Genomic DNA, 14,761 nt, shown 5'->3' with positions numbered 1-14,761 from the left:
TGGTCCGGCGGCGGCGGTGGCTTCGGCGGCTTTGGCGGCGGCTCCGGCGGTGGCGGCGGCGCAAGCGGCAGCTGGTAACTCATTATCAATAACGGATTTTTGATGTGAAAACGCGATTGATAAACAAGGTTGTCAGCAGCATTTCCAGCATCGAAAACCTGTTATTATGTTCCTACATATTCTTAATGGCGACGCCACGCGTTCCATTTTCCAGGACAGTGGCATCGAAGGAGACGTGATCGTTTGGCGCGAAATGCTCTGCGAAGGCAGAACGCCCGCCACGCGCAACATGCCCCGCTTCTTCGAAGAACGCGCCGCTTTCCTCCAGCAGGCTTATGGCATAGACAGCGCAGCCTACCTCGCAGACGTGGAGCGGGACAAACAACTGCTGCAAAAAGCATCCGGTTACGATGAGATCGTACTCTGGTTTGAATTTGATCTCTTTTGCCAGGTGAACCTCGTGTTTGTGCTGTATTACCTCGGCCAGTTATCCGTAAAGCTGCCGCCCGTCAGCATCGTACAGCTCGATCATCACCCCGACGTGCCAAATTTCCGCGGCCTTGGCATGCTGCAATCCCATCATCTGCCCCCGCTTTTCGAAACCCGTATTTACATTCAACAGGAAGATTGGCAACTGGCCCGCGCCGCCTGGGAAGCTTATAGTGCAGACGATCCGCTGGCGCTGGAGGAGCTCAGCCGCCGCCCAAGCCGTCACCTTCCTTACCTCGGCAAAGCCTTGCAGGCGCACCTGCAGCGGCTTCCCAACGCATCCAACGGCCTCAATGCAGTGGAACATTTTTTCCTGGACAGGCTGGCGCTGGGGAAATTGCGCGAACGCGACCTCTATTACCAGTTTTGGGATGAGTTGAAGATCTATGGCTTCGGGGATTTCCAGCTGGACCTCTATACCCACCGCTTACAGCAGGCCGGCGTAGTGAAACGCGAAGACGAAATGCTGAGCATCACCGGGCTGGGAGAAGAAGTGCTGAAACAGGAAGAAAATTACCTCTCGTTCGCCTCCAGCCAAAACATCTGGATAGGCGGCATCCCGCTGGATCAAACCCCCTGGCGCTGGGATGATGAAGAGGGCAGGGTGGTCCATTCGTAAACCCCAGGCAACCCCCGGGCATATGCCTTCGTATACTTTTCAAACACGAACGCTATGAAAAAAATGTACGCCTGGGTATTTATCGTAATGGGGCTGTTCTGCACACTGGCAGTGGCCTGCAGTAAGGATGACGACAAAAAAGAGGAGAAAAAACTCTATAAAGTAACCAATGCTCCCATGACCGGGGCGCAGGAAAACCCCGCCAATGCATCTGCCGCCACCGGCAGCTTCGATGCCACCTACAATCCCGAGAGCAAAGAGCTCACCATTACCGTACGCTGGCAGGGCCTTACAGGCAATGCTACCCTCATGCATATTCACGGCCCGGCCGCAAGAGGCGTTAACGCAGGCGTATTGCACAACTTCGCGACGTTGTTCAGTTCCACGGCCAGCGGCAGCTTCACAACGAAATTTATCATCAACGGCACTACTGAAAAAGAAGAAGACCTGCTGGCGGGCAAATGGTATGTGAACATTCACACGGCAGCCTTTGGCGGCGGTGAGATACGCGGACAGATAGAACTTACCTACTAGTGAGATAAAGGACGGCTAAAGGAAAACGGCTGTTCTGCATTGGCAGAACAGCCGTTTAAAACAATCCGAATAATAGAGTGAACAATACAAGGGTCCGGTTGCAACCATTCTGCTTTCTGTGACCGGAGAAGGGGCTGCTGCTACGGCGGCCCTTTTTGTTGCCGGTCATTTCCAGGCATCCATTAAGAAACGGATCCAGTTCTTGCTGGTGATGTTGTCGATATCTTCTTCGGCATAACCGCGCTTGCGCAGGATCTCCGGGATCTTTTGCAGCCCCGCGATGGTGCCGAGGTCATAAGGGGATTGCTCCGTACCGAAAGCCCCGTCCAGGTCGGAGCCGATGGCGGCGTGGCGGCTGTTGCCCGCCAGCTGGCAGATATGATCGATATGGTTCACGACATTTTCCATGCTCACGTTCATTTTTTCAGGCGTGCTTTCACCGCGCACCCAGCCGGGCGTAAGCATCCAGGCATCGAGGGCTGTGCCTATCACGGCGCCGCGCTGAATGAGGATGGAAAACTGCTCGTCCGAGAACTGCCGGTTGTGCGGTACCAATGCGCGGCTGTTGTGATGGCTGGCCCATACCGCGCCTGAAAAATGATCCATAGCTTCAAAGAAGCTCTCGTCGCAGAGGTGCGTGGCGTCGAGGATAATGCCGAGGCGCTCCATTTCTGTGAGCAGCGCTCTGCCTTTGGTGCCCAGGCCGCCGCTGGAATCCGTTCCGAAAGCATATACGCCCGGGCCGTAATGAGCTGGCCCGATAGCACGGAGGCCGGATGCATAGGCTTTTTCAACGCAGGCCAGCTCAAAGAAGGAATCCGCTCCTTCAAGACTGAGTATGAATCCGACCGGCAGGGAGCTGGTGTCTTCCGCATTTTCCCAGAGTTTAAGGTGGGCGCCCAGTTCCGCCGCATTGGTGATCTGCTTCATTTCGCCGCGCGATTCCATGGCCTGGTACCAGGCCAACTGGCCCTGCGTTTGCGCCCAGGCCTGCTCCTGCGAGTGCCAACCGGGCAAAGGATTGTCCAGCCCCACATACCTGGCTATCTGCGTGGCCACGCACAAGCCTACGCGGCCCTTGCGCATTTCGGGCAGCGACACGGTGCCGCGCCCGCGGTCCGGTTTATCTGAAAGGCCCTTCTCACGGTCGCGGATGGCCTGAATGGATTTGGTGAGATCGCGGTTCCATTCCAGGGCGTTCATGCTCAGGTCCAGGTGCGCGTCAAAAATGAAAGATTGCATAGGTCTATTTGGTTGTGAGATATTTCAGTTGATCCTGCGGCCTCTTGCAATGGCCCATGTACCGGTGTTTGCGCCGTTCTCTATCACCTGCGCCTCGTTGTACAGCGCTACCGTGGGGCACACGTGCCAGGGCGTGCCCAGCAGCATATCGCCGATATTGAATTTATCCGCATGCGGCGTTTTCACCACCAGGTGCTCTTCGCTCTGGGAGATCACTTCGTATTCCGGCAGTTCATGGAAAAATACGCGTTTGGTAACAGGGTTTTCGGCAGACACTGCTTTATGCCCGAGATCAAGCGTGATGTGGCCTTCCATGGGTTTGGACAGTACGCGTGTGAGCAGCAGCGCGGCTGGCACATAATCCTGTTCGGGACAACCGGTGGCATAACCTTCGTCCCACAAAATGCAGGTGCCCGGGCTGAGCATGACGTTGCTGCGGCGCGCATGTACCGGGAAGGTAGGCGTGCCGCCGGCGATGATTTCCGGGAATTCCATGTGTTGGGCGAGTTCGGCAACAGGCGCAAACGCTTCGTCGCACCGGGCGGTGCGTTGGGCGTAATCCGTTTCGCGGATGTGGCCGTCGTAAGCATGAAGGCCGCGGCAGAAAACGTTCGGCAGCTGCCGCAGTTCTTTGTACAGCGCCAGCGCTTTCCCTGGCGCAATGCCGGTGCGGTGCATGCCGTTGTCTATATCGATGTACACGCCGGCTTTGGCGTTGATGGCTGCGAAAATGCGGTCGAGGAGTTGCGCGGAGGCGAGGTTGTCTACCAGTGAGGCGAACGAGCTGCCGGGAAAACGCTGGGTGAGCGCGGCGTAAGCTTCTGCTGTGGGAGAATTCTGCTGGTAAGCGATCACGATGTCTTTGGCGCCGGCTTCCGCCAGCATGAGGGCTTCCGCGTAAGTAGCGCATTTGAAGCGCGTGATGCCTTTGGCCAGCTGCATCTGCACAATGGGCGCCATCTTGTGCGTTTTCACGTGAGGGATGAGCCTTTCGGCGCTCCCGGCCATGGATATCATCTTGTCGATGTTGCGGGCAACTTCCTCTTTAAATACCAGGAGCGCCGGTGACGCGATGTTGTTACGATAGTCAGGTTGCATATGCTAGTCTTCCAGTTCAAAAACAGCTTCAATTTCCACGGTGATATCGTCTGGCAGGGAGCCCATGCCCACGGCGCTTCTTACGCCCACGCCATTATCCGGCCCCCATATTTTTACGAACAGTTCGCTGCAGCCGTTGATCACATAGGGATGTTTGCCGAAATCGGGCACCGCATTCACCATGCCGAGTATTTTGATAACCCTTTTGATCCTGTTGAGGCTGCCGAGCTGCGCCACCAGGGTGGAGAGAATAGTGAGCCCGACCTGCTGTGCGGCCAGCTTTGCGCCGTCTGCATTCACATCCAGGCCGGCTTTGCCGTGAAGCAAAGTGCCGTCCGGCAAAACAGGGCCGTGGCCGGATACATATACAAATTTGTCCACGATCAGTAAAGGCTTGTAAACCCCTTTGGGGGCGGGGGCGGGAGGTAATTCAAGGCCGAGCGATTCAAAATTTTCTGCTGCGTTCATCACGAATTTTGTTTAAAGTTATCCAATAAAATGATTTTGCTCCTACACAAATTGCTGCAATACCAGCACGCCTGCCAGCCCGCTGAGCGACACGATGGTTTCCATGACGGACCAGGTGGCGAAGGTCTGTTTCAGGCTGAGATTGAAGTATTCTTTGAACAGCCAGAACCCGCCGTCGTTCACATGTGAGAACATCAGGCTGCCCGCGCCGATGGAGAGCACCATCAGCTCCGGGTGCACCACATCCTGCCGGATGAGCGGAAGGAGAATGCCGACCGTGGTAAGACCCGCCACTGTGGCTGATCCTACGCATACCCTGATGGTCGCTGCGATGATCCAGCCCAGCACCAGCGGCGAAACCGGCAAATGGCTGAGCGACTGCCCGATGTAAGTATTGATGCCGCCGTCTTTGATCACCTGCATAAACACGCCTGAGCCGGCAATGATGAGCATGATGGGAGCCACTTCCTTAAAAGCGTTTTCCATGGACTTCATCACCTGCTTCATGCCCTGGCCGCGGCGCAGCCCCAGGAAATATGCTGCCACAAGTACAGACAGCAGCATAGCAATGTTCGGGTCGCCGATGATGGCGATGAAGCGCTGCAATGCGCTGCCGGCTGCCAGCACGGGATCCAGCGCGGTGGTGATGGTGAGCAGGATGAGGGGAAGCAGGGCAGTGGCAAGACTGATGCCGAGGCCCGGCAGTTCGTTCGCTTCGCGGAAATGGATATTGAGCAGGCCCTGTTCCGGCGTGATCTGCATTTTTTTGAGCGTGCTGCCAAACAAAGGCCCTGCAAGCGCAATGGTAGGCACGGCGATGATGAGGCCGTATACGAGCGTTTTGCCAAGGTCTGCACCCAGCTGCTGGCAGAGCGCCGTAGGCGAAGGATGTGGCGGCAAAAAGCCGTGGGCGGTGGAAAGCGCGGATATCATGGGGATGCCGAGGTACAACAGCGGCAGGCGGGTGGAAATGCCTGTGGCGAAAATGAGCGGCACCACGATCACGAAGCCGGCGGTGTAGAACATGGGAATGCCCACCAGCAGGCCCGCCAGCGCCATTCCCCACTGGATGTTCCGCAGGCCGAAGAGGCGCACCATGGAAGTGGTGATCTGCTGCGCCGCGCCGCTGTCTGCCACCAGCTTGCCCAGCATGGCGCCGAAGCCGAGAATGGTGACCAGCGAACCCAGCGTGCTGCCAATGCCGGTGGAAATGGCTTTGCCTATCTGCGGCCCGTCCAGCCTGCAGGCAAGGGCGAGCAATATGCTTACTACAATAAAAGAGATGAAGGTATCCAGCTTTGCCCACATGATGAGCAGGATCAGCAGCAGGATGGCAAACAGGACGAGTAACAAGGGTGAGATCATAGCAGACGGTGGAATTTTAGTGCTACCCAATATAAAAAATAATGAGCGGGCATTTATAAATAAAATAATTATCCGCTTGTTTGTGCCGATATGGAAAAGACCGTCATTGAGAATGGAAAACCCGTCATTGCGAGGAGCAACAGGGCATCCTGTGCGGCAGGAAGCGCGACGAAGCAATCTCCTAACATGAGGTGTGTCAATCAAATGCAGGAGATTGCTTCGTCGCTCCCCCCGCTTTGGCTCTGCAGCTCCTCGCAATGACGGCTTTCCCGGCTTCGTCGCGCCTCCTGCACAAAATCCGCACTCAACTCCCAGCAATGACGGTCTTTTTAAATAAAAAAGCAGCTCCCTACGAGAGCTGCTTTAAAAAAGCTGAAAAGAGATGTAAAGCTGAAGAGTGCGACGCAACGGCGGTTGAGGATGGTTCCGGCGCCGGCGTCACCCCAGCTATTCGTCTTTGCTGTTTTCTTTTATTTTGGCGGCGGCCTTCAGGATGTGATCCGCCTGGCTGTTCAGCGCATTGCGCAGCTCGCCGGAAGATGCGGCCGCTTTTTCCTGTTTCTTTTTAGCGATGGGGCCCAGCAGGTTCACAATGTAGTCGTTCACCCAATTGTTGTTGAAGCCGGTCACCACATCCACTACCTCGTCGATGCCCTTGTTGACAGTGGGCGTATCGTCTACCATCGCGAGGATGTTGAGGTACATGATGGCTGCGCCGATCTTTTCCTGGCCGGTGCTTTCCTTCAGTTTGGCTGCGAAGAAAGGCACATCGCTCACATCGCCGTTTTTCGCGTATACGCTCGCAATACCGCTGTTCAGCAGGCCTTTCGCGTCTTTTTCCATGATCTTGGCCAGCTGGTAGGCTTTTTTAACATCCAGCTCGGCAATGGCGTTCAGCGCGGTGCCTTCCACCATGTAGGAACGGTCTTTCAGCGCGGCTTCGAAGAGCTGCATGTATTGCGGGTCTTTCAGCTTGCCCAGCTGCTTGAGTGCCGCGGCGCGCACGGGGGCGAAGGCGTCTTTCGTTGCCAGCTCTTTCAGCACGGGCAGCGCGGCGGTTTTGATATCGTTGCTTTCGATCTTCAAGCCTGAAATAGCCAGTACGCGCAGGCCTTCGTATTTGTCTTTCAGCGCGGCGATCAGCGTTTCGCGGGCGCCGGCGTTGCTGGTCTGCTGTTTGGTACAGGCTTCGATGGCCTCGCGGCGGTCCAGGTAATTGGGTGCATTTTTATACTGGAAAACATAGGTGTTCAGATCCCTGCGGTCGGTCTTTTTCACGATCAGCACCTTGTCTGCATCCACATTCACGAAATCGGGCTTGCCGCTCACGGGGAAGGAGAAAGTGGCTTTTTTCTCGCTGAGGCGCACTTTGTGGCGTTCCTTTTTGCCGCCGGCATATACGTCGATGGCGAAAGGCAGGTCGAATATTTTGTCACCTTTCTGCTCAATGATCACTTTGGCCTTGCCGGTTTCGTTGTAATCGTAGGAAATATCGAGCGTGGGATAACCTTCGCCGAAATACCATTGGTTGAAGAACCAGTTCAGGTCCTGGCCGGATACGTCTTCCATGGCCAGGCGCAGCTGGTGCGCTTCGGTGGCTTTGAAAGCGTTTTCGCGCAAGTAGAGGTTCAGGCCTTTAAAGAAAGCGTCGTCGCCCAGGTAATTGCGCAGCATATGCAGGATGCGGCCGCCTTTCTGGTAGCTTACGGCATCGAACATATCTTCTTTGTTATGATAGTGGAAGCGCACCAGGTGGCGGTCTCCCTGGTATTCGGCGGATTCCATGTAGTTATTCATGGCGGAATAACTGTGCTCGTCCGCAGCGTCTTTCCCGAATTTATGCTCAAACCAAAGGTATTCGCTGTAGTCCGCGAAAGATTCGTTCATGGTGAGGTTGCTCCAGGATTCCGCGGTGGCGAGGTCGCCAAACCAGTGGTGGAACAGTTCGTGCGCGATCACGGATTCGCCGAGGCGGTCGTCGTCGTCCAGCAGCTCGCGGTCCGTTTTCTGGAGGAAGTCGCCGTGAATAGTGGCCGTGGTGTTTTCCATAGCGCCGGAAACATAATCCCGTACTACCACCTGCGAATATTTCACCCAGGGATAGTCGTAGCCCAGCAGCTTGGAAAAGAAGGTCATCATTTCGGGCGTGTTGCCGAAAATGGCTTTGGCATGAGGGGCGTAGGCTTTTTCAACATAATAGTTCACCTCTTTCCCGCGCCAGCTGTCTTTCACGATGGAGAAGTCGCCCACGGCCATCATGAACAGGTAGGGGGCATGCGGGAGGTCCATGCGCCAGGTGTCTGTCCGGGTGCCGTCTGCATTGGGTTTCTGGCTCACCAGCTTACCGTTGGAGAGGGTCACGTATTTCTTTTCCACCGTCATGCTGATCTCGGAGGTGGTTTTCTGGTTGGTCCTGTCTATCGTGGGAAACCATACGGAAGAAGATTCCGTTTCGCCCTGCGTCCATATCTGGATGGGCTTGTTGGGGTCTTTACCGTCGGGGTTGATGAAGTAAAGGCCTTTTGCTTCTGTAATGGCCGCGCTGCCTTCCACTTTCGCCTCGTCGGGTTTGGCGGTATATTCAACGTAGATCGTGTAGGATTCGTTGTTTTTATAAGTGCGGTTGAGCTGCACGCGGATCTGCTGGTCGTCGTAATCAAACTTCAGCGGCGTGGTGCGTGCGGCCTTCAACATAGCCTCGCTGGGGAATTTGATAGTGGACGTACCGCTGGTTTGCACCAGGGATACGGATTTTACGTCCATTCCTTTCGCGTCGAGCGTCAGGCTGTCCGTGGGGTAGAAGTGAGGTTTGAGGGAGATCCAGGCTTTCCCGTAGAGGTAACGTTTCGCATAATCGAAACGCACGTCCAGCTTGGTATGGATAAGGTCGTTGATCTTAGTGGCTGTAGCTCGATAGATTTTCATTTCCGGGTCTTCCTTCCCCGCTGCGGGAGATTGGGCGTTAGCCTGCAGGGTGAGCCCCATGATCGCGAGGCTGGCCAGCAGAAGGCCGGGTAATTTCCTGGTCTGTAAATACATGAAGAGACGTTTTGTTCAAAAATAGGCCCTCCTGTTGAGGGCAGGGGTCAAATTTAAACAAATGGCCCAAATACGAGGCAAGCGGTTAAAATTGTTATTTTTGTATGGACAGGACAGTCCAGATAAGATAATATGATCAAAGCAACAGTGAATGGCAGCCAGCCATTTGAAATAACCCCCTCCGGGGCCGGAAATGTGGAATGTAACGGGAAACAGGTGAGCTGGAGCGCGGAAGCGCTGCCCTCAGGCGGTTTCAGCATTCTCATGGATGGAAAGAGCTTCGTGGCGCAGGTGGTAAAAACAGACAGGGACACCAAGACAGTCAGCCTCCAGATAGGCCAGGCCTTGTACGAAGTGGTGCTGGAAGAGCCGATGGACCGCCTGCTGGCTTCCATGGGCATCAGCGAAACATCCAGCCGGAAGCTCAATGACATCAAGGCGCCCATGCCCGGCATGGTGCTTAAGGTGCTGGTAACGCCCGGGCAGGCCATCCAAAAAGGCGACCCGGTACTGATCCTGGAAGCCATGAAAATGGAAAATGTATTCAAAGCTGCGGCGGACGCCGTGGTGAAGGAAATAAAAGTCTCCGAGCGCACCGCCGTCGAAAAAGGCGAAGTATTGATCGTGCTGGAATAATATTTGTTACAGGTAACGTTATGCACCGATTCAGAATGAAACTGGTATATCTGTTCTGCTGCCTCCTGGCCGCCAGCGGCCTTTCCGCGCAGGACCCATCGTATTTTGTTTACATACAACACGAAAAGCAGCAGCCTTTTTATGTGAAGGTAGACGGGAAGCTGCTCAGCTCTTCCCTTAAAGGGTATGTGATACTGCCCAAGCTGCATGCCGGCAAAGTGCCGGTAACCGTAGGTTTCCCGAAAAGCGAAGACCCCGAGCAGCAGTTCGTGATCAGGTTGAACGGCAGCCGCGATTACGGTTACCTGCTGAAAAACACCGGGGAGAAGGAATACGCGTTGTATGACCTGCAAACTTTCGCCACGCTCAAATCCGCCGGCGGCGCACCGCCTCCCCCGGCTGAAGACGTTACCGTTACCCGCGTAACGAGCGAAACTGCCACCCCCGAACAGAAAGAACTGATCAATAACGTGCAGGCCGACGTAGAAGCCGCGCTGGCTAAAAAGCCCGATACCGCTGAGCCGAAGAGCACCGAGCCTGCGAAGAAAAGCAGCTTTGCCTCTGCGCTTGATAAAGTGGTGACGGACGACCGGCCGGACGATATGCCGGCGGAGTTACCCAAACCCAAGCCGACACCGCCGCCGGTAACGGAAACCGCGCCCGTGGCAACCGTGGTAACAGAAGGTGAGGCGCCGGCAGTGAAAAAGCCCAGGAACAGGAAACGCGGTAAAGAGCGCGAACCGCTCACCGAAGAAGAGCAGGCCCTGCTGAATAACGTGCTGGAAGACGAAAAGAAGGCCGCGGCCGATGAAGCGCTGCTGGTGGCAGATACTACCGCAACCGCCGCTGCGCAGCCCGATAGTGGCGAGTCCCGGCCCGTTGAAGAGCAACCTGTGAAAGAAAAAAAAGAAAAGAGATCCAAAAAGAAGCGAGACCAGCCTGAGCCCGAGTTCATCGATTTCGGATCGGCGCCCGCAACAACACCGGCTGCACCCCCCGCTGCCGCGCCGGCGGAAGCTGCAGGCGAAGTAGTGGCAGAAGCGGCGGGCGAAAGCACTGAAATGAGCGCCAAAGAAGCCCGTGAAGCCAAACGGCTGAAGAAAAAGGCCGAGCGCGAAGCGGCCATCCGTGAAGGAGAGATCAAAGACAGCATTGCCAATGCCGAATTCAATAAAGAAGAAGTAGCGGAGGGAAAGAAGAAGCCTGCGCTCAACATGGTGAACTCCGATTGCCAGAAAGTGCTGGAAGTAGATGCTTTCCGCAAGCTGCTGCGTACCATGAACGGTAAAAAGACCGACGAGGACATGGTGGATGCGTTCCGGAGGGGCACCCGCAGCGTATGCGTGAGCACCGAGCAGGTGAGGGCGCTTACACAGCTGATATCTACCGAGGAGAACCGTTACCAGCTGCTGGATGCAGCTTATGCGCGAACCTATGATTCGCAGAATTTCGCGGGCCTGGCAGACCTGCTGAAAGAAGATTATTACAAGGGGCGTTTCAAGGCCATGCTGAAGAAATAGCCGCTGCAGACCGATATTGGCAAATGGTGAATGACGTTGTTGTTCACCATTTGCCGTTTTAAAATTCCCTACTTTCGCGCATCATGGCCAGGTATTTCATTGAAGTAACATATATGGGCGCCCGTTTCAGCGGTTTCCAGGTGCAGGAGAACGCGCTGACCGTGCAGTCTGAGATAGACCGCGCCATCAGCCTGCTGATGCGGGAAACCGTGGAAACGACCGGCTCCAGCCGCACCGATGCCGGCGTGCATGCGCGGCAGAACTTCCTGCATTTTGATACAGGGAAGGAGCTGCATCCGCAATTCATGTATAAGATGAACGCGATATTGCCGCCGGATGTGGCGGTGAAGGGCGTTTACGCGGTGGCTGATGATCTGCACAGCCGCTTTGCGGCCATTGGGCGGGCTTACGAGTATACTTTGTATTCGTTCAAGGATCCTTTCATGCGCGACCGTGGGTATTATTATCCGTATACGATCAGCATGGAGCTGTTGCAGGAAGCGGCGGCGGCGGTGATGGAGTATACCGATTTCAGTACGTTCAGCAAGCGGAACACGCAGGTGAAGACGTACAATTGTGCTATAAAGGAATCTTACTGGGAGCAGGAAGAAGGTCGTTTAGTCTACCACGTTAGTGCCAACCGTTTTTTGCGTGGGATGGTGCGGGGATTGGTGGGTACGATGCTGCGGGTGGGCCGGGGGAAACTGACGATGGCTGAATTCCGCGCTGCTGTTGAGAGCAGGGACTGCACGCAGGCAGATTTTGCGGTGCCGGGGCATGGGTTGTGCCTGATGCAGGTGATGTATGCGGAGGGAGTGTTGGGGAAAAATATTGGAAGATAGGATTCGCTGCTGGCGGGCGTTACGGCTGTTTGTGAGAAATAATTGCTGAAAACATTTGGAAGTACCGGGAAAAAGTCTCTACCTTTGCATCCCGCTAACACGGAAAACACGTAGTTCTTTGCATGGTTTTTCTTTTCTTCTGCACGGCTTACAAGCTGTACCAGCAGGGGTTTTCCGGGGTTTCAACATCAGGGAGGGAGAATAAATATTCTAAAGAAAAATTTGGTTGTGAAGAATTCTTCTTCTACCTTTGCGACCCGCTAACGCGGTAAACTACATCAGTTCTTTACATGGTTTTTGTTTCTGAAAGTCTTTGCAGGCTTGGATTTCGGGAGAAAATGATCTCAAAAAAAGATTGAAATTTTCTTCAGAAATATTTGGAAGGAAATAAAAACTCTTCTACCTTTGCACTCCCTTCCGAAACGGTTGAGTGAAACGAAAGGAATTAGTTCTTAAAATCAGCAAGAGATATGGCTTTGGGCCGGGAGGATCGGATCCTTGATATCTGCGAAGAGGTTAACGGTAAACAACTGCGGAAGCGCAGCTGGAAGTTGGCCGANATGCTGGAGCGTATAGAAAAGAAAATGTAGGCATAAGTAACGATAAAAAAGATGAAAAATCTTTTCGCCGTAAGACTAAGGGTTCCTGATCAACGCTAATCGGATCAGGGTTAGTCGGGTCCTTAGGCAAAGCCGAGAGGCGTAGCTGATGGCAAACTGGTGAATATTCCAGTACCTGCTATAATTTCGATGGGGTAACGGAGTAGTGAAAGGACTGCGCACTTACGGAATAGTGCGTTAAAGGGTGTAGGTATATTTTCTGTAGGTAAATCCGCAGGGAATGCTGAACCTGATAGTACAGCAAAGCTTCGGCCGCGCTGATAATGTCCCTAATCAGACTTCCAAGAAAAACCTCTAAGGTTAGGTTATAGCAGCCCGTACCGTAAACCGACACAGGTAGTCGAGGAGAATATCCTAAGGCGCTCGAGTGATCCGTGGTAAAGGAACTAGGCAAATTGACGCTGTAACTTCGGGATAAGGCGTACCACAGTGATGTGGTCTCAGTAAAATGGTCCAACCAACTGTTTAACAAAAACACAGGGCCCTGCAAAATCGAAAGATGACGTATAGAGCCTGATACCTGCCCGGTGCTGGAAGGTTAAGGAAGGGTGTTCGGAGTAATCCAAAGCTCCTGACTGAAGCCCCAGTAAACGGCGGCCGTAACTATAACGGTCCTAAGGTAGCGAAATTCCTTGTCGGGTAAGTTCCGACCTGCACGAATGGTCTAATGAGTTGGACACTGTCTCTACCACGAGCTCGGTGAAATTGTAGTATCGGTGAAGATGCCGGTTAATCGCAACGGGACGGAAAGACCCCGTGAACCTTCACTACAACTTAACATTGATTTTGAATGCCAGATGTGTAGGATAGTTGGGAGACTATGAAGCGGCTTCGCCAGGAGTCGTGGAGTCAACGTTGAAATACCAACCTTCTGTTATTTAGAGTCTAACTCCTGTAAGGGAGGACATTGTTTGGTGGGTAGTTTGACTGGGGTGGTCGCCTCCTAAAAAGTAACGGAGGCTCGCAAAGGTACCCTCAGTACGGTTGGTAATCGTACGCAGAGCGCATTAGTAAAAGGGTGCTTGACTGTGAGGCTCACAAGCCGAGCAGGTGCGAAAGCAGGCTAAAGTGATCCGGTGGTTCTGTATGGAAGGGCCATCGCTCAAAGGATAAAAGGTACTCCGGGGATAACAGGCTGATCTCCCCCAAGAGCTCATATCGACGGGGAGGTTTGGCACCTCGATGTCGGTTCGTCACATCCTGGGGCTGGAGAAGGTCCCAAGGGTTCGGCTGTTCGCCGATTAAAGTGGCACGTGAACTGGGTTCAGAACGTCGCAAGACAGTTCGGTCCCTATCTGTTGTGATCGTTAGTAAATTGAGAGGACATGACCTTAGTACGAGAGGACCGGGTCGTACGTACCGCTGGTGTATCTGTTGTGCCGCCAGGTGCAGTGCAGAGTAGCTATGTACGGGCAAGATAAACGCTGAAAGCATCTAAGCGTGAAACTTACCTCAAGATGAGTTTACTTTTAAGGGCCGTCGGAGACTACGACGTTGATAGGTTACAGGTGTAAGGGTGGTAACATCGCAGCCGAGTAATACTAATTGCCCGTAAGCTTTAATTTTATTTTAGTACTCCCCGCCAAGAGGCGTCCAGCGCAAGCCGGCTCCATCCAAGCGGATGTTTTACAACTTCCCAATATGTAAATTATTGATGGGTTCCGCTCCACAGGACGAACCCGGTATATGAAATATTTATANATGTTTTACAACTTCCCAATATGTAAATTATTGATGGGTTCCGCTCTGAAGAGCAATCTGAAAGAAGAACCCGGGCCGTCCGCCGCCACTCCTTCACATCCGCTATGCCATAGGCAGGGATGACAAGCAGGGACCTGGCAGGAAAGGACAATGAAGCCCAGAAGATCTTATGGTGGTTTTGCCGAGGGTGTTCACCTCTTCCCATTCCGAACAGAGAAGTTAAGCCCCTCATGGCCGATGGTACTGCACTATCATGCGGGAGAGTAGGTAGCTGCCATATTTATTGAAAGTCCCGGTCTGGTACCGGGACTTTTTTATCTTCCCCCTCCCACAAAGTTCTCCTGCAAAATTTTGTAGTAATCGATTAAGTTGCTATCTTTGCCATCCGCTTTGAAAAAAGCGCAAGCAGTTCTTTGTGTCTACGGTCTTCCGGCAGTGCTTTCAGTATAGGTAAAACTAAGATGTAAGTGCTTGAGGATCAGGAAAATAAAATCTAAAAATCCTGATCAAAAATTTGGAAGAAAGGAAAAAAGCACTACCTTTGCACTCCCATCGAAACAGAGTGTGCGGCAGGGCTGGGAAAGCGGG

General features: G+C 53.7%; 10 protein-coding genes, 1 rRNA gene and 2 other annotated features. Of the genes, 6 read left to right on the top strand and 5 right to left on the bottom strand.

Annotation, left to right across the window (positions count from 1 at the left end; translation table 11 throughout):
- Positions 1-166: 166 nt before the first annotated feature.
- Both R3I13_RS17020 and R3I13_RS17015 read left to right on the top strand, forming a co-directional pair.
- Positions 167-1,108, top strand: a complete 942-nt coding sequence (locus tag R3I13_RS17020) for a DUF1835 domain-containing protein (protein WP_346319149.1) — start codon at positions 167-169, stop codon at positions 1,106-1,108.
- Positions 1,109-1,162: 54 nt separating this feature from the next.
- Complete coding sequence (locus R3I13_RS17015) at positions 1,163-1,642, top strand: CHRD domain-containing protein (RefSeq protein WP_346319148.1); 480 nt, start codon at positions 1,163-1,165, stop codon at positions 1,640-1,642.
- Positions 1,643-1,807: 165 nt separating this feature from the next.
- Here the strand turns inward: R3I13_RS17015 and R3I13_RS17010 are convergent, their stop codons facing one another.
- The 5 genes from R3I13_RS17010 to R3I13_RS16990 all read right to left on the bottom strand — a co-directional run bounded on the left by R3I13_RS17010 (position 1,808) and on the right by R3I13_RS16990 (position 8,854).
- Positions 1,808-2,884 carry a membrane dipeptidase gene (locus R3I13_RS17010; RefSeq protein ID WP_346319147.1) on the bottom strand — a complete coding sequence of 359 codons (1,077 nt, stop codon included), beginning with the start codon at positions 2,882-2,884 and terminating at the stop codon, positions 1,808-1,810.
- Positions 2,885-2,908: 24 nt separating this feature from the next.
- Positions 2,909-3,982, bottom strand: a complete 1,074-nt coding sequence (locus tag R3I13_RS17005; protein WP_346319146.1) for a D-TA family PLP-dependent enzyme — start codon at positions 3,980-3,982, stop codon at positions 2,909-2,911.
- A gap of 3 nt (positions 3,983-3,985) precedes the next feature.
- A complete protein-coding gene (locus R3I13_RS17000) occupies positions 3,986-4,450 on the bottom strand; it encodes a RidA family protein (RefSeq protein ID WP_346319145.1) in 465 nt (154 codons plus the stop codon).
- A 42-nt stretch (positions 4,451-4,492) separates the two neighbouring features.
- The gene (locus tag R3I13_RS16995; protein WP_346319144.1) at positions 4,493-5,815 is read right to left on the bottom strand and encodes a gluconate:H+ symporter; all 1,323 of its coding nucleotides are present in this window, start codon (positions 5,813-5,815) and stop codon (positions 4,493-4,495) included.
- 447 nt (positions 5,816-6,262) lie between these two features.
- On the bottom strand, positions 6,263-8,854 hold the full coding sequence (locus R3I13_RS16990; RefSeq protein WP_346319143.1) for a M1 family metallopeptidase: 2,592 nt from the start codon (positions 8,852-8,854) through the stop codon (positions 6,263-6,265).
- A 132-nt stretch (positions 8,855-8,986) separates the two neighbouring features.
- On the opposite strand from R3I13_RS16990, the gene R3I13_RS16985 reads away from it, so the two are divergent.
- From R3I13_RS16985 to rrf, 4 genes are all read left to right on the top strand, one after another.
- Entirely contained in the window at positions 8,987-9,490 is a 504-nt protein-coding gene (locus R3I13_RS16985) for a biotin/lipoyl-containing protein (RefSeq protein WP_346319142.1), read from the top strand.
- A gap of 20 nt (positions 9,491-9,510) precedes the next feature.
- Entirely contained in the window at positions 9,511-11,010 is a 1,500-nt protein-coding gene (locus R3I13_RS16980; RefSeq protein WP_346319141.1) for a DUF4476 domain-containing protein, read from the top strand.
- A gap of 83 nt (positions 11,011-11,093) precedes the next feature.
- Positions 11,094-11,852 (top strand): tRNA pseudouridine(38-40) synthase TruA, encoded by a 759-nt coding sequence (gene truA, locus R3I13_RS16975; RefSeq protein ID WP_346319140.1) that lies wholly within the window; start codon positions 11,094-11,096, stop codon positions 11,850-11,852.
- A 592-nt stretch (positions 11,853-12,444) separates the two neighbouring features.
- Positions 12,445-13,179 (top strand) — a sequence feature (23S ribosomal RNA rRNA prediction is too short).
- A gap of 1 nt (position 13,180) precedes the next feature.
- Positions 13,181-14,025: a sequence feature (23S ribosomal RNA rRNA prediction is too short), on the top strand.
- 316 nt (positions 14,026-14,341) lie between these two features.
- Positions 14,342-14,453: ribosomal RNA gene (gene rrf / locus R3I13_RS16970) — 5S ribosomal RNA — on the top strand.
- The last annotated feature ends 308 nt before the right edge of the window (positions 14,454-14,761 follow it).

Source organism: Chitinophaga sp. YIM B06452 (assembly GCF_039655965.1).
Taxonomy (GTDB): domain Bacteria; phylum Bacteroidota; class Bacteroidia; order Chitinophagales; family Chitinophagaceae; genus Chitinophaga.
Note: the sequence above shows the minus strand (reverse complement) of the source record. Positions and strands in the feature narration are given on the sequence as shown.

Coding starts and splice junctions, on each gene's coding strand:
- R3I13_RS17020 (WP_346319149.1), top strand. CDS start 167: ATGTTCCTACATATTCTTAATGGCGACGCCACGCGTTCCATTTTCCAG.
- R3I13_RS17015 (WP_346319148.1), top strand. CDS start 1,163: ATGAAAAAAATGTACGCCTGGGTATTTATCGTAATGGGGCTGTTCTGC.
- R3I13_RS17010 (WP_346319147.1), bottom strand. CDS start 2,884: ATGCAATCTTTCATTTTTGACGCGCACCTGGACCTGAGCATGAACGCC.
- R3I13_RS17005 (WP_346319146.1), bottom strand. CDS start 3,982: ATGCAACCTGACTATCGTAACAACATCGCGTCACCGGCGCTCCTGGTA.
- R3I13_RS17000 (WP_346319145.1), bottom strand. CDS start 4,450: ATGAACGCAGCAGAAAATTTTGAATCGCTCGGCCTTGAATTACCTCCC.
- R3I13_RS16995 (WP_346319144.1), bottom strand. CDS start 5,815: ATGATCTCACCCTTGTTACTCGTCCTGTTTGCCATCCTGCTGCTGATC.
- R3I13_RS16990 (WP_346319143.1), bottom strand. CDS start 8,854: ATGTATTTACAGACCAGGAAATTACCCGGCCTTCTGCTGGCCAGCCTC.
- R3I13_RS16985 (WP_346319142.1), top strand. CDS start 8,987: ATGATCAAAGCAACAGTGAATGGCAGCCAGCCATTTGAAATAACCCCC.
- R3I13_RS16980 (WP_346319141.1), top strand. CDS start 9,511: ATGCACCGATTCAGAATGAAACTGGTATATCTGTTCTGCTGCCTCCTG.
- truA (WP_346319140.1), top strand. CDS start 11,094: ATGGCCAGGTATTTCATTGAAGTAACATATATGGGCGCCCGTTTCAGC.